The sequence below is a fragment of the Kitasatospora sp. CB01950 genome (genome assembly GCF_001905465.1).
Lineage (GTDB): Bacteria > Actinomycetota > Actinomycetes > Streptomycetales > Streptomycetaceae > Kitasatospora.
On sequence record NZ_LISX01000011.1, the window covers coordinates 97,239 to 119,803 of the forward strand.

Genomic DNA, 22,565 nt, shown 5'->3' on the forward strand with positions numbered 1-22,565 from the left:
CCCGGGACGGGCCGCCGCGACCTGCCGGGGGTGGCTCAGGGGCAGGTGACGACCTGGCCCGCCCAGGACAGGCCGCCGCCGAAGGCGAACAGCAACACCCTTGCGCCGGACGCCAGTTCACCGCGCTCCACGAGCTTCGCCAGCGCCAGTGGGACGGACGCCGCCGAGGTGTTGCCGGAGTCCACCACGTCCCGGGCGACCACCGCGTCCTCGGACAGGCCGAGCTTCTGCACCAGCGACTCGATGATCCGCAGGTTCGCCTGGTGCGTCACCACCCCGTCCAGCTCGGCCGGGCTCAGGCCCGCCGCCCGGCACGCCTGCTCGGCCAGCGCCGGCAGCTCCGTGGTCGCCCAGCGGAACACCGCCTGCCCGTCCTGCTCGAACCGCGGGTGCCAGTCGCCCAGCAGCCGCACCGCGCTCGCCCGCGACGGGTCCGACCCCCACACCACCGGCCCGACCCCGGCGCTCTCGCCGTCGGTCGCCGACAGCACCGCCGCGCCCGCGCCGTCGCCCAGCAGGATGCAACTGCGGCGGTCCGTCCAGTCGGTGACGTCCGACATCTTCTCCGCGCCGATCACCAGCGCGTGCCGGGCCGCGCCCGCCCGCAGCGAGTGGTCGGCCAGCGAGAGGGAGGTGCAGAAACCCGCGCAGCCGTTGTTCACGTCGAACGCGACGGCGGACGGAATGCCCAGGCGCGCCGCGACCTGCGCCGCGATCGACGGGCAGCGGTCCATCGCGCTGCACGTCGCCACCGTGATCTGCCCGATCTCCGCCGGGTCCAGGCCCGACGCCGCCAGCGCCTTCGCGGCGGCCACCGCGGCGAGGTCCGTCACCGACTCGTCCGGCGCGGCGATCCGCCGCGTGACGATGCCCGTCCGCCGGCGGATCCACTCGTCGTCGGTGTCCACCATGGTCGCCAGCTCGTCATTGGTCAGCACCCTGCTGGGCTGGTGATGACCGAGACCGGCGATACGGACTCCGGGCATGGCAGTTCCCTTCCGCGACAGCGGCCACCGGCCGGTGCCGGAGGCAACGGTCGCGAATATAGCAACCGACCGATCGGAAGCTAAACGCCCACCCGCAGGCCGACCGCGCTGCGCGGCGATCCTTTGGACCGAAATACCCTGGAGCCCTGACCAGGTGGTCTGCGATCCTCGTGCGCGTGCCAGCTCGTAACCGCCGCCTGCCGCGGCACCTGTCGTGGCCGCTCACCTCGACGGACATATGCTCCGTCCTCGATGAGACGCGCTCCCAGGCCCTCCATCTCAGCTTCTTCGACCGCCGCTGGACGGACGGGGCGATCCTCAAGGCCGACTGGGTGCCGCCGATCGGCTCGAACTACGGCGCCGGTCTTCCTCCCGAGTGGTGGTCGAGTGTCTGGATCACCGTCGGCCCCGTCCCGAGCGGTGAGCGGGCCGCTGCCCGTCGGATCCTGCGCGAGCAGGCGCTGCCCGAGCTCCGGAGTTGGGTGGAGAAGGCCCGGAACGGGTCCGAGGCATGGGCGCTGAGCAGGCACAGCATCGCCTGGCAGTACGCCAACCAGTCGCTGCGCATCAGCCATGACGGGCAGCTGTACCAACCGGTCGAACTTCCCTGAGACTCGTCAAAGTTCGATGAGACGGGACATCCACGGCATGGTCACAGTCGATCTTGTCGGGGAGGGTGGCCAACCTGCGGCGAAGCCGAAGGGCGGCGATCGGGGAGGGGTTGCAGTGGGTGGCAACGAGTGGACGATGACCGGGCCGTACCAGGAGGACCTGGCAGCGGCGTTTCGGCAGGCCCAGGCCCAGGCCCAGGCCCAGGCCCAGGCCCTGGAGCTGGTGCAGGACGATCGGGGTTTTCCGGGGCTTGGCATCGTCGAGTTGTGGCAGGACGAAGCGTGGCAGGAGTACATCGCGACCGGGGGCACCGGTACGGTGCTCGACTTCTACGAGTTGGTCGTCACCGAGGACGAAGTTCCCTTCGTGATGCGGCCCTTGTCCCGGAACGAGGTCGTGGCCTGGGCGCCCGACGGCCGTCCGACCCGCGAGCAGTGGGATGCCGCACAGCGCCGGTTGCTTGATCCGATCGGGCGTGGGGAGGGCCGCTGCACGGTGCTCTATCGCGAGGACCGGCCGGCTGAGGTCGGCTACTGGGGCTGTCCTGCGGACTGACCCCGGCCCCGGAGCGGGAGCCGGTCAAACCTCGTTGAGACTGGTCAAGGTTTCATTGGGACCGAGCCTGCCGCCACGAGACCGCTCAACCTTGCCGGACGCGCCTTGGGGGTTCGGTCAATGGCTTCGGGTCAGGTCCGCTTGCGGCGCGCGATCGCGTCAGAGAGCTGTTGCACGTGGGCAGGGTCCGCGTCCCGGGCAAGGGCGACGTAGTGGTCCATGACGGCCGGCCGGTAGCGCACGGGAAACGTCTGTCCTGGGGCGAGTCGGGTGAGCTCGGTGATCGTGAGGCCTTCGTCTGCGATACCGCGGAACGAGATGCCGTCGGCGGTCTCCACGTCGAACATCAGGGCCACGCGTGGATTGCTGTTGACCTCCCGCCAGTCGACGAGAACGCCGAGCGCAAGCGCCCCCGTACGCAGTTCCGCATTGCGCTTCCGTGCATCACTGCTCAGGAACGGGTTCGGGGCGATGCCCGGGAAGTCGGGCCCGACGCCGAGCGATTCCCGGCTCAGGTCGGGCCTGAGCTGCGCCATCATGTCGTTGAGCTTCTTACTCGAACCGAACATCCTGATCCCTCCCGCACGCCGGTGCCGGAATCTCGGCCTGGCGCTTCGCCCTCAGTGCGATCGTACGTCGCGGCCATTCCCGACCTCCGTCGACTGCGGTGTCGGTGTGGTTCACCGCGCGAACCTACCCGGCCCGTTCGGCGGTGGGCCAGCGTTTTCCCGCTCCGCTCGGCGACGGGAACCGCCGGCCCCGTCACCTGTGTGCCGTACCCCGTCACCAGGGCTCCAACCCGGTGGCCGACAGGCAGCGCGCAGCGACCGACGCGAACGCCGGTGGTCACACTTCCCTGAGACGCGCCAAGGTTCGTTGAGACGGGTCACTTCGGCCGACCGTCGTTCGGCGGGACGGCGCGAAGCATCCGGGCGCGCCTGCCGGGACCGTCTGCGATCCCCGGGCGGGCGCCGGTTCGAAACCGCCGCCTGCCGCGCCACCTGGCGTGGCCGCTCAGCGGATCCGGGGGTGGGCCCTGACCGGCCGCGAGTTGTCGGTGGTGGCGGGCATGATCGTCGTGGTCGGCGCGGGGCGCGTCGGTGTGGCGGACTCGTGGGCGGCTCGAATGGACACGTGGCAGGAACTCGACGCGGTGGTGGCGGAGCGGCTGAGGTCGGTGTCGTCGGAGGAGCGGCAGGTCTTCGCGGCGGGCGTCGCGGAGCGGCTGATGCGTCGGCACGAGACCCTGCCCGAGGGGGAGCGGGCGCCGTTCACGCTGAGTCTGCGGCCGCTGCTGGACGCCGTGTGGGAGGGCGTGCTCGGCGACTCGACGGCCTTCGCGGCGATCAACCGCGGCGTCGCCGAGTACATGCTCAGCGAGTACTGCCACAACGAGGGCCAGCACGGCCCGGACGACGCCGACGAGTCCGCCGCGGCGGCCGCGCTGTACGCGGCGCACGCCTACCTGTTCGGCTGCCGGAAGTACGCGAGGTGGACCAGCGGCCGGGCGCTGGAGGCCGTCGAACTGCACCTGGAGCAACTGTCCGAGACGGTCGAAGTCTTCGACGCCGACCAGGACGAGGCGATGTCCGCCGAACTGCGGCGGCAGCTGCGCGACCTCGACCTGATCGCGGGGTTCTCGAACGAGCTCCGCTACGCCAACCTTGGTCTGCCCGTCGACACCTCGACGCGCCTGCGGGCGGAGCTGCGCGAAGCGCTCTCGTCGGAGTCGCTGCTGCCCCTGCTGCCTCTGCTGGCCGGTGACGAGGACGTCGTCGCGTTCTTCGCCGCCGTCGCGGACCTCGACGCGACGAGCCCGGACGACCACGAGCTGGAGGACGGGATCCGGCTCGCGTCCGGGGCCCGGCTGGAGCAGTTCGCGCGGGCGGCCACCGGGGACGCGTACTGCTTCGTCGGCGAGGGCGGCGAGGAGCGTCCGGTGGTGTACGTGAGCCTCGACGGGGAGGCCGGGCTGCTCGCCGTCGGACTGCCCGAACTGGTGCGCCTGTGCCTCGCAGTGCCGTGGTGGGGAGAGGTGCGCGGAGGCGCGCTCGACGGGCTCGGGAGCGCCGCCGCCGACTACCGCGCGGACATCCCCGACCTCGACGCCCGCCGCGACCGCGCCGCCCGGGCCCTCGGCCTCGACCCGACTGCGCTGCCCGCCGAGGCGACGGCCCTCGCCCGCCTCGCCGAACTCTCCCGGGGGCCGGTCGCCGGGACGTGCCTCGTCCTCGGCGGGGAGGGCGAGCCGCTGGAACCGCTCTTCCGCACAACAGCGGCGTTGGCGTAGGGAGTTGGCGGGCGCGCCGGTGTGACGACGACGACGTACGGCGCGGGCGGCGCGGGCGGTACGGAGCCGGCCCCCGGTGCGTTCGGGGGCCGGGGAGAGCTCCGGCAGCACTCGATGAGCCATTTCCGAACGCGCCGAAGCAACCTGAATCACCGGAAGCGGGCGCGGTGTTCGTTCAGGAAGGCGTCGAGGGTGCGGGGCGGCCGGCCGAGGATGTCGGTGACGGTGCTGGTAGGGAACTCGGGTCGGGCGATGGCGAGTTGCTGGATCTCCACGACGTGGTCGGCGAGCCAGGCGGGCATGCCGGCCTGGTGGATGAGGTTGTCGCGCAGCTCGTCCGGAGCGAGGTCGATGTACTGGATCCGGCGGCCGGTCAGTTCGGTCAGCCGGGCGGCGAGGTCGGGGTGGGAGACGGCTTCCGGTCCGGTCAGCGTGTAGGTTCCGCCGGCGAGGTGGCGCCGGGTGAGCACGGCGGCCGCGATGTCGCCGATGTCGCGGCAGTCGATGTAGTTGCAGGGCGCGTCCCCCATGGCGCCGAGGACGAGACCCTGGGCCACGGTGGGCGCGAGGCGCAGCAGGTTCTGCATGAATGCGTAGGGGCGCAGGACGGTGCCGGTGAGTCCGGAGGCGTGCAGGTGTTCCTCGACGGCGTGGTGTCCGCGGGATATCGCGACGGGTGCCTCGGGCTCGGCGGCGGGGGCGGAGAGCTTGACGATGTGTCCGATTCCGCTGTGGGCGGCGATGTCGATGACACGGGTTTCGAGTTCGACCTGTGCGGGGCTGTTGGCCATGGCAAGGAAGAGCTGGTCGGCGCCGGAGAAGGCCGTGCGCAGCGAGTCGGGGTCGTCGGCGTCGGCGTACCGGACCTCGACGCGCCGGTCGTGCGGGCCTGTGGTGTCGGGGAGCAGTCGGTGCGGGGTGCGGGTGAGGGCGCGGACGGGGACGTCGAGGGCGCGCAGGCTGTGGAGCAGGGCGGTCCCGGTGGTTCCGGTCGCTCCCATGACGACGATCATCGGGTGTCTCCTCGGTGCTTGGTGGCGTCTGCGGCAGCCGGTGCTGCCGGGGTGGGTTCGGTGCGTCCGGGCGCCGGTGCCCGGGTGTCGGGGCCGGTCACGGCCGGGCTTTCGCGAGGGTGCCGCGCCAGCGCAGGGTGACGATGGTGGTGGCGAGGACGGCGGAGACGGGCAGGTCGATGCGCAGACGCCGCAGCCAGGGGGCGGCGTGGAGCGAGGTGCGGGCCGGCAGCCACTCGGCGGCGAACCATCCCAGCGCTGCCGCCACACCGGTGGCCGCGCTGACAAGCAGCGCGGTCAGGACGAGGCGCGGCAGGGTCGTGGTCCAGCGTCGCGGCTGCCCGCTGTGCCGAAGCCAGGTACCGACCAGGAACGCCACCACCGCGGAAGTACCGGCGATGGAGGTGCAGGCCGCCACTGTCAGATCCGCCTGTCCGGTGACGACTCCCGCGGTACCCGCCATCAGGGCGGGGGCGGCGTAGGCGGTCACCACCTCGCGCCACAGCGTGAACGGCCGGGCGGCCGCCCGGCGTGGGCCGGTTCTGTCGTTCGTTGCGGGCATCTTGGCCTCTTCATCTCGTTGGAGTTCCGAAAGGCGAAAGGGTGCGGGTGGGGCGTCGACGGGCCTCTCCCGCAAGGTAATTAGTTGGCTAATTACTGCCTGGTGAAAAGGGCTCCCATCCACGGGACGGGAGCCCGAGCCCGGCGGTCGGCCGGGTCAGTCGGCGGTCAGGGCCGAGCTGCCGCGCACGACGCGCGCGAGCAGGTCCAGGAACGTTGCGCGCTCCTCGGCGGTGAGCCCCGCGACCATCGCCTCCAGTCGCCCGAAATGCTCGGGCGCCATGTCGCGCAGGCGCTGTGCGCCGCGCGCGGTCAGGATCGCGACCGTGCCGCGTCCGTCCTCGGTGGACGGACGCCTGGCGATCAGGCCCTCGCGCTCCAGGCCGTCCAGCAGGCCGGTGACCGTGGCCCTGGAGACATCGAGGTCGGCCGCAAGTTGTGAGGGGGACTTCTCGCCCCCGTGGCCTTCGAGGTCCGCGAGCAGCCGGTAGCGGCCCGTCGACAGCCCGAACCTGGCGAAGTGGGCCTCGGCCGCCCGGCCGACCCTCGCGCCCGCGGAGATCAGCCGCACCGCGACCAGTACCGCCTGCGGGTCCATCTCCAGGCCGTAGTGCCGCAGCTGCCGTCCGGCCTGCTCCAGTGTGGGCTGTTCGCTGTCGGCCTCGTCCCTTGTCATGCAAGTAATATGGCAGCTAATGACTTTGGCCGTCAAGGTGCTCGGCCTCAGGTCAATGGCACCCGACGGCTCCTGGCCGGCCGGCGCCTCGCAGGGCGGGATCCTGGTCGGGCGAAGCGTCGACGGGGCGGGCGTCGGGGTCCTCCGGTCGGGTGGCGGCCGAGGCGGCTGATGGCCGGTGATGCCTGCGCCGCACGTCAGGCCGGTCACCACGTAGGATGCGCGGACCGTACTGTCCGACCGAGAGGGAGCGATGAGCCCGCGCAGCACCGTGGCCCAGGCGCGTCGGACCCGGGACCGGATTGTCGACCGGAGCGTGGCGCTGGCGTCCGTGGACGGGCTCGAAGGGCTCACCATCGGACGGCTCGCCACCGATCTCGGGCTCAGCAAGGCCGGCGTACTGGGCCACTTCGGCACCAAGGAGACCCTCCAACTCGCCACCCTGGAACGGGCGTCCGCGCTCTTCACCAGCCTCGTGTGGGAACCGGCCGCGCACGCCGAGCCCGGACTGCGGCGGCTGCGCGCCGTCTGCGAGAGCTGGATCTCGTACCTGGAGCACGCCCGCGAGGTCTTCCCCGGCGGCTGCCTGTTCACCACGGCCGCCGTCGAGTTCGACGCCCACGACGGCCCGGTGCGCAAGAACGTCGCCCGCCTGCTGCTGGTGTGGCGCCGCCGACTGGCCGGCGAAGTCCGCCTCGCCGTCGACGCCGGCCATCTGCCTGCCGACACCGACCCCGAGCAGATCGTCCACGAGCTGACCGGGATCTACCTGGCGCTCAATCAGGCCCTCCAACTCCTCCGCGACCCCCTCGCTGCCACCCGCACCCGCCACGCCCTGAACCGCCTCCTGCCGTCGGCCGCCTGAGCGGGATCGCGGCCGGGGGATCGGATCGGGTTCCCCACGGGTACGGGAGAACCGTCGATCGAACGCTTCCCGCCCGGTTGCTGCGCGGTGGCTAGGACTTCCCGCCCTTGCCGATGGCGATGCTGCCGTTGCGGGTCCGGACGGCTACGGAATGGCCGCTCGCGTCGTCCTTCGCGACGTTCACGGTGACGTCGCCCTTCTTCGCGGCCGTGCGGACCGCGTACGTCGATTCCGGCAGGCCCAGCTCGACGTCGCCGTCCCTGCTCTGCACGTCGACCAGGTCGGGCACGGCGGCCAGGCCCAGGTCGACGTTGCCGTTGCGCGACGTGACGCTGACGGACCGGGCGGAGATCCCGTCGCCCTCGATGCTTCCGTCGCCGCCTTCCAGGGCCAGCTTGGCTCCGTGGAGGTCCGACAACCGGACGTCGCCGCCGGCGGTCCTGGCCGAGAAGTCCGCGGTGAAGCCGGTGGCCTCGATGCGCCCCTTGCCGCTCTCGGCGGTGACGGCGACGGCGCGCGGCACCTTCACGGTGTACTTCGCGCTGCAGCCCACCGAGATCCCCGTGCAGTCCAGCGAGAGTGTGAGCGTGCCCCCTTCGAGTTGCCAGCCGGACCCCACCTCCCCGCCGACCTTCCTGCCGCTGACCCGTCGTTCCACCTGAATGCCCTCGATGTCGGCGGCCACCAGCACGAGGTCGGCGGAACCGGAGTTGACGGTCAGGCTGCGACCGGTGAAGTCGAAGGACTTCGACTCCACGGTCGCGTCGGCCGATGCGCCGTCCGTGGTGCAGGCCGTGGCGGCGAGGCAGAGGAGCGCGGCTCCGCCGAGGGCGAGAAGCGTGCGGGTGGTCGGTTCCATCGAAATTCTTCCTTCGTCAACGAACATGGTGGTGTGGATTCCCGCACCCCGGTTTACGGGCGCAGCGCCCGGACCGCGACCGTGCGCGACACCCGGGCCGCCTGCAGGACCAGCGCGAGGCAGGTGGTGACCAGCGTCCCGGCGGCGAGCGCCCCGAGCGTGGCCCAGGGGAGGCCCGCCAGGACCCGGACGACGTCGATCCGGGCTCCCAGGGCGATGGTGAGACTCGACACGGCGACGAACAGCGCGCCGAAGACGATCGCCGTCCCCGCGTAGATCGCCCCCTCGTAGACCATCGACCGGGTGACCACGCCCGGCCGCGCACCGGCCACCGTCACGACGGCGGAGTCACGGGCGCGCTCCCGCCCGACGAGGGCGATCACGGCGAGGCCCCCGACCCAGGACACGACGAAGACCCAGCCCAGCACGACCAGGATGTTGTCCAGCCCGGCGCTGCCTCCGGGCATGGCCTTCCCCATCACCATGAAGAGGCCGACGAACGACAGGGAGAGCGCGAAGGGCAGCACCGTGGTGACGCTCCTCGTCGCGCGGGCCCGGCACGACTGCACGGCAAGGTGCCAGGCGACGCCGCGCGAGGGCACCAGCGCCGTCCAGAGCTTCATCAGCGGGGTGAGCACCCACGGCCCCATCAGCAGCAGCAGGCAGACGAGGAAGAGGTTCCCGGCGAACGCGAAGGCCGTCCGCTGGGCGAGCCCGCCCTTGAGTTCGAGGCCCAGACCGGGGACCCACATCCCGACCACACCGGCGAGCAGGCACAGGGCGAGGCCAGCACGGGCCACGCCCGGCCGCGCCGGGGGATCGGAGTAGTCCCGGAAGGCGCGCATCTCCGGCGTCCGGGCGGCCCGCCGGGTGACGCCCCAGCCCCCGAGCAGGCACGGGACCAGTCCGAACAGCACGCTCGCGCCGACGTACCAGAACCGGAACCCGACCGAGGCCCCGTGCAGTTCGAGACCCGTCCCCTTCCACTGCGCGAGGGTGACACCCGCGACCAGCAGGGCGAGCGGTGCGGCCAGCGCGCCGGCCACCGCGCCCAGCACCACCATCTCCGTCCGCAGGATGGACCTGACGCGGTGGCGCGGAATCCCGAGGATCACCCACAGGGCGTGCTCGCGCCGCTGGGTCGTCAGCGTCAGACCGACCGCGGAGGCGACGATGCCCACGGCGGCGAGCACGGTGAAGAAGACGATGTTGCCGCCGAGGGCGATCGACGCGGAGACCATCCGTGCGTCACCCGCCGCCCGCGCCGCCGAGACGGCGGTGAACATCGCGATGGCCGAGCCCGCCGAGCACGCCGCGCCGACCGTGGCGCACAGGAGCGTCCACCACCACATCGACGCCTGCAGGCGGATGTCCGACAGTACGAGCCGGATCACGACTCCTCCCCGCCCGCTTCGTCCGCCGACTGCGCCGCGAGGACGGCGTCGCCCACCGCGTGGGAGTCGCCACCGGGGATGACGGCGTGTACCCGCCCGGACCCCATCACCACGACCTGATCGGCCCGCGCGGCCGCATGAGGGTCGTGGGTGACCATGAGCACCGTGCTCCCCTGCGCGGGAAGCGCCTGCAGCCAGTCGAGCACCACATGACCCGACTTGAGGTCGAGCGCACCCGTCGGCTCGTCGGCGAAGACGATCCGCGGCTGGTTCGCCACCACCCGGGCCACCGCGACGCGCTGGCGCTCGCCACCGGAGAGGCGGTCGGGGCGCCGCCGCGCGTGCTTGGCGATGCCGAGCCGCGCCATGGCGTCCTCGACCCGCGCCCTGGGCACCCGGCGGCCGGCGAGCCGCGCCGGCAGGGCGATGTTGTCCTCGACCGTCAGCGAGCTGACGAGGTTGTACTCCTGGAAGACGAAGCCGATGTTCTCGCTGCGGAACGCGGCCTGCTTGCGGGGGCTGAGCGAGCGGACGTCCGTCCCGAGGATCTCGACGGACCCCGCGGTCGCCCGTTCCAGCCCGGCCGTGCAGAGCAGGAGCGTCGACTTGCCCGAACCGGAGGGGCCGACGACGGCGGTCAGCCGGCCTTCGGGAATCTCCAGGTCGATGTCGTGCAGGACGCGCGTCGTCTCGCCCCGGCGGCCGGGAATAGGGAATTCCGTCCGAAGGCCGCGCAGACGAATGCACGGCACGGGAGCGGTAGTGGAAAATGGCATGAATCAAGGAAAGCAGGGCCGGGCAGTGGAGTGCACGGGTGCCTGCACTGCTATTGGAGGTAGACTTGGATCTACCGCCCGACCGATCCGAACTGTGCGAAAATGTTGATCATGGCGCAGATTCGTGTTGCCCGGAGGCTGCTGACCGAATTCGTCGCAGCGGTCGCCTTTCCGATTCTCCTGATTTCCGTTCTCGCTGCGCCGGTCTCGGTTCCGGTGGTGGCCGAACTGGACCGCTCCAGGGCGCAGTGGTGCGGAGTCCGGACGATGCCGCTGCGACCCGCCGGCCGCAGCTGGCCGCAGTGGGTGGCCGGTCGGCTGCGGACACGGTCGGTGTGGAGGACCGACCTCCCCGTGTTCGTCACCGCCGTGCTCCTGTCCGTGCTCTCGCTGTTGGTGGGTTTCTTCGGATTCGTCGGCGCTCTGGCGCTGGTTTTCTCCCCCGTCTTCTGGGGTTTCGGCATCGCCGCGCAAGTCGGCCCGTTCACCCCGGCCGCCCTGTGGGAAACCCTCGTGGCGGTGCCCGCGGGAATCGCCCTCGGTGCGGTCACCGTGGGCGCGCTGGCCGGCATCTCCCTGCTCCGCGACCTGCTCCTGCGGGCCTTCTCGGGGAGCCGGAACCCCGACCTGCTCGCGAAACTGGAGGAACTCCGCGCCAGCCGGGCCTCGCTGACGGCGGCCTTCGAGAACGAGCGCCGGCGCATCGAGCGTGACCTGCACGACGGCGCCCAGCAGGAACTCGTCGCCCTCGTCATGCGCCTGGGAATCCTGGAAACCGCAGCGACGGCCACCGACCAGGCGCGGATCGTCCAGCTGGCCCGCCAGGCCCAGGCCCAGGCGGAACGCGCGCTCGAACGGCTGAGGGAGACGGTGCGCGACATCCACCCCAGCGAACTGAGCGATCTCGGTCTCATCGCCGCCGTCCGGGAACTGGTGGCCAGATCACCGTTGCAGGTCGAACTGACCAGCACCGGTACGGACGCCCGGCTCTCCTCGCCGATCGCCACGGCCGTGTACTTCACGGTCTCCGAGGCCCTGACGAACATCGCCAAGCACGCGGGCGTCGGGAGCGCCCGGATCGAGATGCGGTGCACCGAGAGCGGCGTCCGCGTCCTGGTGGGCGACGACGGCGCCGGCGGCGCGCGGATCAGCACCGGATCCGGGCTCTCCGGGCTGCGTGAGCGGATGCGGAGCGTCGGTGGGAACCTCGAAATCATCAGCCCGCCGGGCGGCGGAACGGAGGTCGTGGCATCCGCCCCGGCCCAACCCCCGTGGTGAAGGAATTCGACAGGGAAAAGCGATGGGAAATCGATTGTGAGAATCATCCTGGCGGACGACAGTCTGCTGATACGCGCCGGAATCCGGGAGATCCTGGTGTCCAGCGCCCACGACGTGATCCGCGAATGCGAGGACGCCGACGAACTGGTCGCCGCTGTCGACGACCTCGCCGCCGCCGGAGCCGCCCCCGACCTGGTGATCACGGATGTTCGCATGCCGCCCGGGAACACCGACGACGGACTCCGGGCCGCGATCGACATTCGGTCGCGGCACCAGGACCTGCCGGTACTGATCCTCTCCGCCTACGTCACGGGCCCGTACGTGCGCGAACTCCTGAACGGCCCGGGCGCCGACGGGGCAGTCGGCTACCTGCTCAAGGAGAAGGTGGGCAGAGTGGCGGAGTTCCTGCGGGCCGTCGAGACGGTCTCCGGCGGCGGAGTGGTGATCGACCCCGAGGTGGTTCGCCACGTCACCCGCGCCGACCCGCCGCGGGGCCCGCTCGCCCGGCTCACGGCCCGCGAACAGGAGGTGCTCGCTCTCATGGCCGAAGGCCGCTCCAACGCGGAGATCGCGGCAGAGCTGTTCCTCTCGGGCGCCGCCGTGGCCAAACACGTGGGGAACGTCTTCGTGAAACTCGGCATGCCCTCCGGCGAGGACAACCGCCGGGTGAAGGCCATCCTGACCTGGTTCGAATACAACTAGGACTTCAACGCCGTTGCGTCTACCGGGAGGCGTGATGCAAGTCCGTCTTCCATGACGTGGATCTCGACAGAAAGTGCGTAGGTCTGGGCGGTTTGCGGGTGTTCTCCTGCGTTCGGCCCGTACTTGCCCGTTGGGTTCTTGCGGCTGCGGGCCTTGACGCGCCGGCGCCGCGCGGTGGGCAGCAGGCTGTCCAGGACCATCCGGCCGCAGATGACGTTGCTGCCTCCGCGCAGGGTGGTCAGGGGTGCGAGCGTGGTCGGTGCCACGGCCGGTTTCTCCCTAGGGTTCGGCGGTGATCGCCTTGAGGGCGAGGGCGCGCAAGGGCGCGAGGGCGGTGCGGTTGTCCTGGTGGTGGTAGACCGCGTTGGTGCAGATCACCAGGTAGCGGCCGGTGGCCGGGGCGAGGTAGAGGCTCGTGCCGGTGAAGCCGTGGTGGTAGGCCACTCGGCCGTTGCCGGTGAGGAGCCAGGCCAGGCCCCGGTTCAGGCCCGGCTCGATCACGGCCTGCGGGACGGTGCTGCGGGCCAGCCAGCGCCCCAGGTCGGTGCCGTCGCGGTGCCCGCTCAGCAGGGCGGTCGCGTAGGTGGCCAGGTCGGCGGCGGTGGTGAAGACGCCCGCGTGCCCGGCGACGCCGCCCAGCAGGGCCGCGTTGTCGTCGTGCGGGATCCCCCACAGCCGCGGGGCCCCGGCCAGTCGCTGTTCGGTCGGCGCGACCCGGCTGGAGCGGCCGATCGGCCCGTAGGCGGTGCTGGTCATGCCGAGCGAGGTCCACAGGTCGGCGGCCAGCTCGTCCAGGCGGCGGCCGGTCACCTGGGCGAGCAGGAGGCCGGCGAGGATGAAGCCGCGGTTGATGTACCGGTGCCCGGCGCCCGGTTCGGCGATCAAGTCCTCGCCGCAGATCAGGGCGGCCAGGTCCTGGTTTCGGTTCCGGTACTGGTCGAGGCGGGTGTCGGCCCGCAGCCCCGTGGTGTGGGCCAGGATCTGGCCCACCGTCACCTTCCCGCCCGGCACAACGGCCGCGACGGTGGGCAGGAGGGTGTGGACCGGGGCGTCGAGGTCGATGCCGGTGCTGCCGATCAGCGGCCAGGTGGCGACCACCTTGGTCAGCGAGGCCGCGTCGTAGACGGTGTCCGGGCCGGGGCGGGCGTCGCCGCACTCGGGTGCGACGATGCCGGCCGTCAGGAAGCCGGGCTCCCCCTCCAGGTCGCCGTGGGCGATGACGCCGCCGGGCACGGTCCCGTCGGCGGTCATCAGCTCAAGGCACTCGCGCAGGTCGGTGAGCTGGGCGGGCTTCCACGAGGTGGTCACGGCATCTCCTGATCAATCGTCAGCTTTGCACCGAGCGAGGCGAGTTCGGGTAGCAGGCCGCCGTAGCCGCGTCGCAGGTGGCACATGCCTCGGATCGTAGAGGCGCCCTCGGCCGCCAGGGCGGCGATCAGCGCGTCGGGCGGCCCGCCGGCGGCGGACCCGGGGGCTCGGCCCGCGTGTGGCGCCGGCAGAATCCGCGGCATGACGGGAGACCTGCGGGAGATCTTCGAACGGGCCGGCTGCGAAGGCGCGTTGTGCGTGCGGGAGGTGGCGGGGGACGGCGAGATCGTGCTGGATGCGGACCGGGCGATGGTGTCGGCGTCGGTGTTCAAGGTGCAGATCGCGCTGGAGATGGAGAGCGCGTTCGTCGACGGGCGGCTGGACGGGCGGGAGCGGGTGGTGCTGGGGGCCGCCGAGCGGACGTTCGGGCCGGTCGGGACCTCGCTTTTCGAGGACGAAGTGGCCTTGTCCTGGCGGGACTTGGTGGTGCTGATGCTCACCATCAGCGACAACCCGGCCACCGACGCCCTGCTCGGCCGGGTCGGCGTCGACGCGGTGAACGCGACGGCGGCGCGGCTCGGCCTGTCCGGCACCTTCGTCGAGTCCGATCTGCGGACCATGCTCGACAGCATCGGCGAGGACCTCGGCCGCGCCGACTGGGCGGATCTTCAGGACTGGGCGGCCGGTGCCGCGAAGGATCAACTGGCGCGCGCGGACGGGAAGTTGCCGACCGCTCGCGCCATGGATCCGGCGCGCGGCACCAGGACCACCCCGCGCGACATGGCCGAACTGCTGCGCCTGATCTGGACCGACGGGGCCGGCCCGGCCGCGGCGTGCGCGCGGGTGCGGAAGGTGATGGCGAGCCAGTTGACCCGGCACCGGATCGCGAGCGGGTTCCGCCCGCCGGTGCGGGTCGCGGCCAAGAGCGGCAGCCTGCTCGGCGTGGTCCGCAACGAGATCGGCGTCGTCTCCTTCCCGGACGGCCGCCAGTACGCCGCCGCCGTCCTCACCCGCTCCCCGTTGGGCTCGGACGACGCCGCGATCAACCGCGCCATCGGCGAGGCCGCCAGGCAGGCGGTCGCGGCCCTGCGGGAGTAGACCGGGAGTAGGCGATTCAGGCGGTGGTCATGACCTCGAAGAGGTTGCCCGCCGGGTCGGTGAAGTAGAGGCCGCGGGCGCACAGCGGGTGGTCGGTGCGGCCGTTGTCGGACGTGGACGGGTCGTTGCCGTACGGGGTGCCGGTGGCGTGCAGGCGGGTGAGGATGCCGTCGAAGGTGGCCGGGTCCACGTCGAACGCCAGGTGGTGGCCGGCCGGGTCGGGGACGGTCAGGAAGTCCAGGGTGAGGCCGGGGTTGACCCGGACGGGCGCGAAGTGGCGGTCGGGGCCCGCGTACTCCAGGCCCATCACGGCGGCGAAGAAGTGTGCGGCGGCCTCGTTTTCGACGGCCGGGACGACGGTGTGGTTCAGGGTGATGGTCACGATCGGCCTTCCGGGGTCGCAGGGGTGGCAGGGGCGGCAGGGGTGGCGGGGTCGGTGAGTGCGCCGTGCAGGAGGACGTCGACCAGCTCGGCGGAGCTCAGGGGCCGTTCGTCGGCCGCGTCGGCCGCGTCGGCCGCGTCGGCCGCGTCGGCCGCGTCAGCCGCGCCGGCGAACAGCAGGCCGAGGAACAGGGCCGCCAGCCGGTCGGGCGAAAGTCGGAGCAACTCCCGTTCCGGCTCGAACAGTTCGGCGAGCGCCAGGCGCACCGGCAGCGTCCCCGCGGCGCGGTCGGGCGCGGCGCCGGTGCGGGCCTGTCTGCCGATGCGGGCCCGTCCGCCGGTGGCGTGCAGCGCGCCCAGCAGTGCGCCCAGCCGGTCCAGGTGGGCGCGCAGTGCGGCGGCGGCCTCGACCAGCCGGTCGGGGAGGGGCAGCGCGAGCGGGATCGCGGCGATCCGGTCGAGCACGGGCCCGGGACGCAGCGCCTCGCCGACGCACGCGTCCAGCACCGCGTCCTTGTCGGCGAAGACCCGGAAGATCGTGCCCTCGCCGATCCCGGCGGCCCGGGCGATCTGCCGGGTCGTCACCCCGCCGCCGTGCTCGACGACCAGCGGCATCGCCGCTCGGACGATCATCTCGCGCCGCTGTTCGGCGTCCATCGCGGGCGCTCTGCGCCGCCGTTCGGGCGGGGTGTCGGTCATGGCCGCCAGTATCGGAGTGAGTGCTCACTCCGGTCAAGGGTCGCGCGTCCGTCGGCAACTCGTCGCCGGCTCCGGCGGGCGTCGCGCATCCGTCCAGTGCGGCGCGCACGCGGGGAGGCGGTGAGGAGGAGTTCGCCACCGACAAACAGACGATCCGGAAATCGTGCCGATGTCGAATTTCCGTCGCTTCCCGCGTGGCACTTCGGCATTCCCCCTTCACCTCCTAGTCTCGACGATCTACGGTGCCTTTTCCGTCGGGCCTTCGAGCGAGGAGTGCGACCATGAGTCGTATCGTCAGGGCCGCCCTGTTCCAGACCGCGTGGACGGGCGACAAGGAATCGATGATCGCGGCACACGAGAAGGCCGCGCGGGACGCCGCCGCGCAGGGAGCGGGGATCATCGGCTTCCAGGAGGTCTTCAACGCGCCGTACTTCTGCCAGGTGCAGGAACCCGAGCACTACGCCTGGGCCGAGCCCGTCCCGGACGGCCCGACCGTGCAACGGATGTGCGCCCTGGCACGGCAGCTCGGCATGGTGATGGTGGTGCCCGTGTACGAGGTCGAACAGGCCGGGTTCTACTACAACACCGCGGCCGTGATCGACGCCGACGGCAGCTTTCTCGGGAAGTACCGCAAGCACCACATTCCCCAGGTGCACGGATTCTGGGAGAAGTACTACTTTCGGCCCGGAAATCTCGGCTGGCCGGTGTTCGAAACAGCGGTCGGAAAAGTGGGCGTGAACATCTGCTACGACCGGCACTTCCCGGAGGGCTGGCGGGCGCTCGGCCTCGCGGGCGCGGAGATCGTCTACAACCCGTCGGCGACCAGCCGCGGCCTCTCCGCGTACCTGTGGCAGCTGGAACAGCCCGCCGCGGCCGTCGCCAACGAGTACTTCGTCGCGGCGATCAACCGGGTCGGCGTCGAGGAGTACGGCGACGACGACTTCTACGGCACCAGCTACTTCGTCGACCCGCGCGGCCGGTTCGTCGGCGAGGTCGCCTCCGACAAGCACGAGGAACTCCTCGTCCGCGAACTCGACCTCGACGTGATCGACCAGGTCCGGCAGCAGTGGGCGTTCTACCGGGACCGCCGCCCCGACGCCTACGGCCCGCTCACCGGGGCGTGAGCGCCGTGACCCGGACCCTGATCAGCGGCGGACTGGTCGTCACGGCCGCCGACGAACTGCACGCCGACGTACTGATCGAGAACGGCGTCGTCGTCGCCCTCGCCCTGCCCGGACGCCACCACTGGACCGCGGAGCGGGTGTTCGACGCGAGCGGCAAGTACGTCGTCCCGGGCGGCGTGGACGCCCACACCCACATGGAGCTGCCGTTCGGCGGCACCTTCGCCTCCGACACCTTCGAGACCGGCACCCGCGCCGCCGCCTGGGGCGGCACCACCACGATCATCGACTTCGCCGTCCAGTCCAAGGGCGCCTCGCTGCGGGCCGGCCTCGACGCCTGGCACGCCAAGGCCGGCGGCCGCTGCGCCGTCGACTACGGCCTGCACATGATCATGTCGGACGTCAACGAGTCGACGCTGCGCGAAATGCCCGGCCTGATCGGCGAGGGCGTCACCTCGTTCAAGCTCTTCATGGCCTACCCGGGCGTCTTCTACTCGGACGACGGCCAGATCCTGCGCGCCATGCAGCAGGCCGCCGACACCGGCGGGCTGGTCATGATGCACGCCGAGAACGGCCCGGCCATCGACGTGCTGGTCGAACAGGCCCTCGCCCGCGGCGAGACCGACCCCCGCCACCACGGCGAAGTCCGCAAGGCCCTGCTGGAGGCCGAGGCCACCCACCGCGCCGTCCAACTCGCCCGCGTCGCCGGCGCGCCGCTGTACGTGGTGCACGTCTCCGCCCGCGAGGCGCTCGCCGAAATCGCCGCCGCCCGCGACCTCGGCCTGCCGGTCTTCGGCGAGACCTGCCCGCAGTACCTGTTCCTCTCCACCGACAACCTCGCCGAACCCGACTTCGAGGGCGCCAAGTACGTCTGCTCCACGCCGCTGCGCCCCAAGGACCACCAGGCGGCGCTGTGGCGCGGGCTGCGCACCGACGACCTCCAGGTCGTCTCCACCGACCACTGCCCGTTCTGCTTCAAGGGGCAGAAGGAACTCGGCCGCGGCGACTTCTCGAAGATCCCCAACGGCCTGCCCGGCGTGGAGAACCGGATGGACCTGCTGCACCAGGCCGTGGTCGACGGCCACCTGACCCGCCGCCGCTGGATCGACATCGCCTGCGCCGCGCCCGCCCGGATGTTCGGCCTCTACCCGCGCAAGGGCACCCTCGCGCCCGGCGCGGACGCCGACGTGGTGATCTACGACCCGCACGCCACCCACACCCTGTCCGCCGCCACCCACCACATGAACGTGGACTACTCGGCGTACGAGGGTCGCACCGTCACCGGCCGGGTGGAGACCGTCCTGTCGCGCGGCGAGGTCGTCCTCGACCGCGGCCAGTACCTCGGCCGCCCCGGCCACGGCGCCTTCCTGCCCCGCTCCACCTGCCAGTACCTCTGAGACCCGCCGGCACCTCTGAAAGTGGGAACCCCCGCAGTGGACTTCGGACTCGTCCTGCAGACCGACCCGCCGGCCGCCACGGTCGTCGACCTGATGCGCCGCGCCGAACGCAACGGCTTCCGCTACGGCTGGACGTTCGACTCCGCCGTGCTCTGGCAGGAACCGTTCGTGATCTACAGCCAGATCCTCGAACACACCGAACGGCTGCACGTCGGACCGATGGTCACCAACCCCGGCACCCGCACCTGGGAGGTCACCGCCTCCACCTTCGCCACCCTCAACGACATGTACGGCAACCGCACCGTCTGCGGCATCGGCCGCGGCGACTCCGCGATGCGGGTGGCCGGCCGGGCGCCCAACACGCTCGCCCGGCTCGGCGAGGCCGTCGACGCCATCCGCGACCTCGCCGAGGGCCGCGAGGCCGTCGTCGACGGCAGCCCGATCCGCATCCCGTGGATCAAGGACGGCCGGCTGCCCGTCTGGATGGCCGCCTACGGCCCCAAAGCGCTCGCCCTGGCCGGACAGAAGGCCGACGGCTTCATCCTCCAACTCGCCGACCCCTACCTCACCGAATGGATGGTCAAGGCCGTCCGCCGCGCCGCCGAGGACGCCGGCCGCGACCCCGGCGCCATCACCGTCTGCGTCGCCGCGCCCGCCTACGTCGGCGACGACCTCGACCACGCCCGCGAACAGTGCCGCTGGTTCGGCGGCATGGTCGGCAACCACGTCGCCGACCTGGTCGCCCGGTACGGCGAACACTCCTCCGTCGTCCCCGAGGAACTCACCGCCTACATCAAGAACCGGCACGGCTACGACTACAGCCACCACGGCCGCGCCGGAAACCCCTCCACCGACTTCGTCCCCGACACCGTCGTCGACCGCTTCTGCCTGCTCGGCCCCGTCGAGGCGCACATCGAAAAGCTGCACAGGCTACGGGAGTTGGGCGTCGACCAGTTCGCCGTGTACGCCATGCACGACGCCCGCGAAACCACCGTCGACGCCTACGGCGAGCACGTCATCCCGGCGCTGACCGCGTGAACCGACGCACCTTCCTCACTCTCGCCGCCCTCTCCGGCACCACCGCGACGGCCGGCCTCGCCGCGGGCTGCGGCTCCGACGCCGAACCGCACCCCGCGCCCCCGCCGCTCGACCTGTCCACCCCGCTACGGATTCCGCCGCTGCTGAACCCCGCCACCGAACCCGACGGCCTGCGCCGCTTCGAACTCATCACGTTCGCGGGGCAGTCCGAACTGCTGCCCGGAAAACCCACCACCACCTGGGGCTTCAACGGCGCCTACCTCGGCCCCACCCTGCGCGCCGGCCGCGGCGACCGGATCGCGATGACCGTCCGCAACACCCTCCCCGAGGCCACCACCGTCCACTGGCACGGCATGCGGCTGCCCGCCGCCATGGACGGCGGCCCGCACCAACTCATCGCCGCCGGCGGCCACTGGAGCCCCAGCTGGACCGTCGACCAGCCCGCCGCCACCACCTGGTACCACCCCCACCCGCACGGCACCACCTCCCGGCACGTCTACCGCGGCCTCGCCGGACTCTTCCTGATCGACGACGACCAGGACACCCGACTGCCCACCGCCTACGGCACCGACGACATCCCGCTGATCCTCCAGGACAAGAAACTCACCGAACGCGGCGGACTCGACGGCGACCCGATGAGCGGCCCGTTCGGCATCCTCGGCGACCGCATCCTGGTCAACGGCACCTACAACCCGCGCTTCACCGTCACCACCGCGCGCGTGCGGCTGCGCCTGCTCAACGCCTCCAACGCCCGCATGTACCACCTCGCCTTCGCCGACCGGCGCACCTTCCACCAGGTCGCCACCGACGGCGGACTGCTGCCCGCCCCCGTCGCGGCCACCACCCTCGACCTCACCCCCGGCGAACGCGCCGAGATCCTCGTCGGGTTCGCGCCCGGCGACAACGTCGTGCTGCGCACCCTCGACAACGGCCTCGACATCGCCAAGGGCGACCTCGACCTGATCCGCTTCGTCGCCGCCGAACGCCTGAGCCCCGCGCCCGAGCTGCCTGCCGCACTGCCCGCGCCCGAGCCGATCGTGCCGCCCGCCGGCGCGAAGGTCCGGCACTTCACGCTCAGCGGACGCGACAGCATCAACGGCCGGCCGATGGACATGCAGCGCATCGACGAGGTCGTCCCCGCCGGCGCCGTCGAGATCTAGGAGGTCGAGAACGCCACCGGCACCTCGCACAACTTCCACATCCACGAAGTCGCCTTCCAGGTGCTGGACGCCGACGGCCGCCCCACCGGCGGCCACAAGGACACCGTCTTCACCCCCGCCCGCACCACCGTCCGGCTGGCCGTGCGGTTCGGCCCGTTCAGTGATCCCGTCGAGCCGTACATGTACCACTGCCACCTGCTGCGGCACGAGGACGCCGGCATGATGGGCCAGTTCGTCACCGTCGAGCCCGGGACGGAGAGCAGCGTGTCGCGACGGTACGCGGGCGTCGCGCACGCGCACTGACCCGCGCGGCTGTCGGTGGCGGATGGCAGCATGCCCGGATGGAACAGACGATCACCTACCTGCGCGGGGACGCCACCGCGCCGCAGGGCAAGGGCGTGCGGATCGTCGCGCACGTCTGCAACGACCTCGGCGGCTGGGGCAAGGGCTTCGTGCTCGCGCTGTCGCGCCGCTGGCCCGAGCCGGAGGCCTCCTACCGGCGCTGGCACCGGGAACGGGCCGGCAACGACTTCGGGCTCGGCGCCGTCCAGCTGGTGCAGGTCGAGCCGTACCTGTGGGTGGCGAACATGGTCGGCCAGCGCGGCATGAAGACCGGCCGCTCCACCGGCGTCCCCGTGCGGTACGAGGCCATCGACACCGCCCTCGCCACCCTCGAAGGCCACGCCCGCCGGCTCGGCGCCTCCGTCCACATGCCGCGGATCGGCTGCGGACTGGCGGGCGGCCGCTGGGAGCGCATCGAGCCGCTGGTGACGGCCCGGCTCGCCGACCAGGGGATACCCGTGACCGTCTACGATTTCTGATTGTCCGTCAAGTCCGGTGCCTGGATTCGGTGTTGACCGTCGCGGCGGAGCCTGCCTAGATTGTCTTTGCTTGCAAACGCAATCCGGGAGCGGGGGAGAGGATCAGCCATGGAGAAGACCTTCAACCAACGGGTCGTCGAAGAATTCCGGGCACACGGCGGACGGGTCGAGGGCTTCGCCGCGATCCTGCTGCTCACCACCGCCGGCCGCAGCACCGGCCGGCCCCGCACCACCCCGCTCGCCTACCGCGAGGACGGCGGCCGCTACCTGGTGTTCGGCTCCAACGCCGGCGCCGCCGAACACCCCCAGTGGTACCGCAACCTGTTCGCCGCCGGCGGCGCCACCGTCGAAATCGGCGACGGCGAAGGCGGGGTGACCACCCTGTCGGTGCGGCCCGTCGACCTCGACGGCGAGGAACGCGAGCGCCGGTTCGCCGAACAGGTCCGCCGCGTCCCGGCCTTCGCCGACTACGCCGCGCGCACCGACCGCACCATCCCCGTCGTCGCCCTGCACCCGCTCGACCTGTCCGCCGACCCCGCGATCGCCGGCCGGGTGCTCGCCCAACTCAAGCTCCACCACGAGGACCTGCGCCGCGAACTCGCCGACCTGCGCACCCGACTCGACACCGCAGGACCCGTCCCCGGCCCGACCTCGCCGCCCAACTGCGCGACCACTGCCTGCAGTTCTGCTACGGCCTCGGGATGCACCACACCCGCGAGGACGGCGCCTTCACCGCCTTCGAGAAGCAGTACCCCCAGCTGATCCCCGCCCTCGCCCGACTGCGCCGGGAACACCGCACCGTCGCCGACGCCCTCGCCCGCTTCGAGGCCCGCCTCGCCGCACCCGACACCGACCCCGCCGAGCTGCGCGCCGAACTCGACCGGCTCACCGACGGCCTGGAAGCCCACTTCGCCTACGAGGAAACCCAGTTGGTGCCGCCGTCCGCCCCGCACCCGCCGCGCTGAGCACGACCCC

27 protein-coding genes are annotated in these 22,565 nt (G+C 71.8%); 15 read left to right on the forward strand and 12 right to left on the reverse strand.

The annotated features are described in order from the left end of the window. Positions 1–35 precede the first annotated feature (35 nt). Complete coding sequence (locus AMK19_RS25430) at positions 36–986, reverse strand: beta-ketoacyl-ACP synthase III (protein WP_073815628.1); 951 nt, start codon at positions 984–986, stop codon at positions 36–38. A 176-nt stretch (positions 987–1,162) separates the two neighbouring features. Here AMK19_RS25430 and AMK19_RS25435 point away from each other — a divergent pair, with 176 nt between their 5' ends. Together AMK19_RS25435 and AMK19_RS36120 are read left to right on the forward strand one after the other, a co-directional pair. Next, positions 1,163–1,597: a hypothetical protein gene (locus tag AMK19_RS25435; protein ID WP_143200388.1), complete on the forward strand. Its 435-nt coding sequence runs from the start codon at positions 1,163–1,165 to the stop codon at positions 1,595–1,597. Positions 1,598–1,712: 115 nt separating this feature from the next. Continuing rightward, on the forward strand, positions 1,713–2,153 hold the full coding sequence (locus AMK19_RS36120; protein WP_073815629.1) for a hypothetical protein: 441 nt from the start codon (positions 1,713–1,715) through the stop codon (positions 2,151–2,153). 131 nt (positions 2,154–2,284) lie between these two features. Here AMK19_RS36120 and AMK19_RS25445 read toward each other — a convergent pair whose 3' ends face one another. Continuing rightward, positions 2,285–2,722, reverse strand: coding sequence for a hypothetical protein (locus AMK19_RS25445; protein ID WP_073815631.1), 438 nt, complete (start codon positions 2,720–2,722; stop codon positions 2,285–2,287). A gap of 437 nt (positions 2,723–3,159) precedes the next feature. On the opposite strand from AMK19_RS25445, the gene AMK19_RS37490 reads away from it, so the two are divergent. Beyond that, positions 3,160–4,443, forward strand: a complete 1,284-nt coding sequence (locus AMK19_RS37490; RefSeq protein WP_241844576.1) for a hypothetical protein — start codon at positions 3,160–3,162, stop codon at positions 4,441–4,443. A gap of 149 nt (positions 4,444–4,592) precedes the next feature. On the opposite strand, the gene AMK19_RS25455 is transcribed toward AMK19_RS37490, so the two are convergent. From AMK19_RS25455 to AMK19_RS25465, 3 genes are all read right to left on the reverse strand, one after another. Then, positions 4,593–5,444 carry an NmrA family NAD(P)-binding protein gene (locus AMK19_RS25455; protein WP_338015814.1) on the reverse strand — a complete coding sequence of 284 codons (852 nt, stop codon included), beginning with the start codon at positions 5,442–5,444 and terminating at the stop codon, positions 4,593–4,595. 109 nt (positions 5,445–5,553) lie between these two features. Beyond that, positions 5,554–6,018, reverse strand: a complete 465-nt coding sequence (locus AMK19_RS25460; RefSeq protein WP_073815634.1) for a hypothetical protein — start codon at positions 6,016–6,018, stop codon at positions 5,554–5,556. 156 nt (positions 6,019–6,174) lie between these two features. Next, positions 6,175–6,693, reverse strand: coding sequence for a MarR family winged helix-turn-helix transcriptional regulator (locus AMK19_RS25465; protein WP_073815636.1), 519 nt, complete (start codon positions 6,691–6,693; stop codon positions 6,175–6,177). 253 nt (positions 6,694–6,946) lie between these two features. On the opposite strand from AMK19_RS25465, the gene AMK19_RS25470 reads away from it, so the two are divergent. Then, positions 6,947–7,558, forward strand: coding sequence for a TetR/AcrR family transcriptional regulator (locus AMK19_RS25470; RefSeq protein ID WP_073815638.1), 612 nt, complete (start codon positions 6,947–6,949; stop codon positions 7,556–7,558). Positions 7,559–7,649: 91 nt separating this feature from the next. Here the strand turns inward: AMK19_RS25470 and AMK19_RS25475 are convergent, their stop codons facing one another. The 3 genes from AMK19_RS25475 to AMK19_RS25485 are packed head-to-tail and all read right to left on the reverse strand — an operon-like array spanning position 7,650 to position 10,563. After that, complete coding sequence (locus AMK19_RS25475) at positions 7,650–8,444, reverse strand: DUF4097 family beta strand repeat-containing protein (RefSeq protein ID WP_241844577.1); 795 nt, start codon at positions 8,442–8,444, stop codon at positions 7,650–7,652. Between the two features lie 26 nt (positions 8,445–8,470). Next, entirely contained in the window at positions 8,471–9,811 is a 1,341-nt protein-coding gene (locus AMK19_RS25480) for an FtsX-like permease family protein (RefSeq protein ID WP_073815641.1), read from the reverse strand. Next, on the reverse strand, positions 9,808–10,563 hold the full coding sequence (locus tag AMK19_RS25485) for an ABC transporter ATP-binding protein (protein WP_241844578.1): 756 nt from the start codon (positions 10,561–10,563) through the stop codon (positions 9,808–9,810). Before AMK19_RS25485 ends, AMK19_RS25480 begins: the two co-directional genes overlap by 4 nt. A gap of 291 nt (positions 10,564–10,854) precedes the next feature. Between AMK19_RS25485 and AMK19_RS25490 the strand changes: the two genes are divergently transcribed. Beyond that, the gene (locus AMK19_RS25490; protein ID WP_083647343.1) at positions 10,855–11,865 is read left to right on the forward strand and encodes a sensor histidine kinase; all 1,011 of its coding nucleotides are present in this window, start codon (positions 10,855–10,857) and stop codon (positions 11,863–11,865) included. 36 nt (positions 11,866–11,901) lie between these two features. Beyond that, entirely contained in the window at positions 11,902–12,567 is a 666-nt protein-coding gene (locus tag AMK19_RS25495; RefSeq protein WP_073815645.1) for a response regulator transcription factor, read from the forward strand. Here the strand turns inward: AMK19_RS25495 and AMK19_RS35440 are convergent. Beyond that, entirely contained in the window at positions 12,564–12,833 is a 270-nt protein-coding gene (locus AMK19_RS35440; protein ID WP_143200389.1) for a hypothetical protein, read from the reverse strand. The genes AMK19_RS25495 and AMK19_RS35440 overlap by 4 nt on opposite strands. 13 nt (positions 12,834–12,846) lie before the next feature. Further along, positions 12,847–13,875: a serine hydrolase domain-containing protein gene (locus AMK19_RS25500; RefSeq protein WP_073815647.1), complete on the reverse strand. Its 1,029-nt coding sequence runs from the start codon at positions 13,873–13,875 to the stop codon at positions 12,847–12,849. 201 nt (positions 13,876–14,076) lie between these two features. On the opposite strand from AMK19_RS25500, the gene AMK19_RS25510 reads away from it, so the two are divergent. Then, positions 14,077–14,973, forward strand: a complete 897-nt coding sequence (locus tag AMK19_RS25510; protein WP_073815651.1) for a serine hydrolase — start codon at positions 14,077–14,079, stop codon at positions 14,971–14,973. Between the two features lie 16 nt (positions 14,974–14,989). On the opposite strand, the gene AMK19_RS25515 is transcribed toward AMK19_RS25510, so the two are convergent. Together AMK19_RS25515 and AMK19_RS25520 are read right to left on the reverse strand one after the other, a co-directional pair. Beyond that, the gene (locus AMK19_RS25515; RefSeq protein WP_073815652.1) at positions 14,990–15,355 is read right to left on the reverse strand and encodes a VOC family protein; all 366 of its coding nucleotides are present in this window, start codon (positions 15,353–15,355) and stop codon (positions 14,990–14,992) included. Beyond that, positions 15,352–16,053: a TetR/AcrR family transcriptional regulator gene (locus tag AMK19_RS25520; protein ID WP_073815654.1), complete on the reverse strand. Its 702-nt coding sequence runs from the start codon at positions 16,051–16,053 to the stop codon at positions 15,352–15,354. Before AMK19_RS25520 ends, AMK19_RS25515 begins: the two co-directional genes overlap by 4 nt. Before the next feature lie 281 nt (positions 16,054–16,334). Here AMK19_RS25520 and AMK19_RS25525 point away from each other — a divergent pair, with 281 nt between their 5' ends. The 8 genes from AMK19_RS25525 to AMK19_RS37495 all read left to right on the forward strand — a co-directional run bounded on the left by AMK19_RS25525 (position 16,335) and on the right by AMK19_RS37495 (position 22,555). Further along, positions 16,335–17,177 (forward strand): nitrilase-related carbon-nitrogen hydrolase, encoded by an 843-nt coding sequence (locus tag AMK19_RS25525; RefSeq protein ID WP_073815656.1) that lies wholly within the window; start codon positions 16,335–16,337, stop codon positions 17,175–17,177. Positions 17,178–17,182: 5 nt separating this feature from the next. Continuing rightward, the gene (hydA, locus tag AMK19_RS25530) at positions 17,183–18,571 is read left to right on the forward strand and encodes a dihydropyrimidinase (protein ID WP_073815811.1); all 1,389 of its coding nucleotides are present in this window, start codon (positions 17,183–17,185) and stop codon (positions 18,569–18,571) included. A 36-nt stretch (positions 18,572–18,607) separates the two neighbouring features. Continuing rightward, on the forward strand, positions 18,608–19,609 hold the full coding sequence (locus AMK19_RS25535; protein ID WP_073815658.1) for a TIGR03842 family LLM class F420-dependent oxidoreductase: 1,002 nt from the start codon (positions 18,608–18,610) through the stop codon (positions 19,607–19,609). After that, the gene (locus AMK19_RS25540; RefSeq protein ID WP_198953442.1) at positions 19,606–20,769 is read left to right on the forward strand and encodes a multicopper oxidase family protein; all 1,164 of its coding nucleotides are present in this window, start codon (positions 19,606–19,608) and stop codon (positions 20,767–20,769) included. Before AMK19_RS25535 ends, AMK19_RS25540 begins: the two co-directional genes overlap by 4 nt. Positions 20,770–20,829: 60 nt before the next feature. After that, positions 20,830–21,072, forward strand: coding sequence for a multicopper oxidase domain-containing protein (locus tag AMK19_RS36660; RefSeq protein ID WP_241844579.1), 243 nt, complete (start codon positions 20,830–20,832; stop codon positions 21,070–21,072). 38 nt (positions 21,073–21,110) lie between these two features. Beyond that, positions 21,111–21,590, forward strand: a complete 480-nt coding sequence (locus AMK19_RS25545; protein WP_073815660.1) for a macro domain-containing protein — start codon at positions 21,111–21,113, stop codon at positions 21,588–21,590. A gap of 108 nt (positions 21,591–21,698) precedes the next feature. Continuing rightward, positions 21,699–22,352: a nitroreductase/quinone reductase family protein gene (locus AMK19_RS25550; protein ID WP_241844580.1), complete on the forward strand. Its 654-nt coding sequence runs from the start codon at positions 21,699–21,701 to the stop codon at positions 22,350–22,352. Further along, on the forward strand, positions 22,292–22,555 hold the full coding sequence (locus AMK19_RS37495; protein WP_338015815.1) for a hemerythrin domain-containing protein: 264 nt from the start codon (positions 22,292–22,294) through the stop codon (positions 22,553–22,555). The genes AMK19_RS25550 and AMK19_RS37495 overlap by 61 nt, the downstream gene beginning before the upstream one ends. Positions 22,556–22,565: the final 10 nt, after the last annotated feature.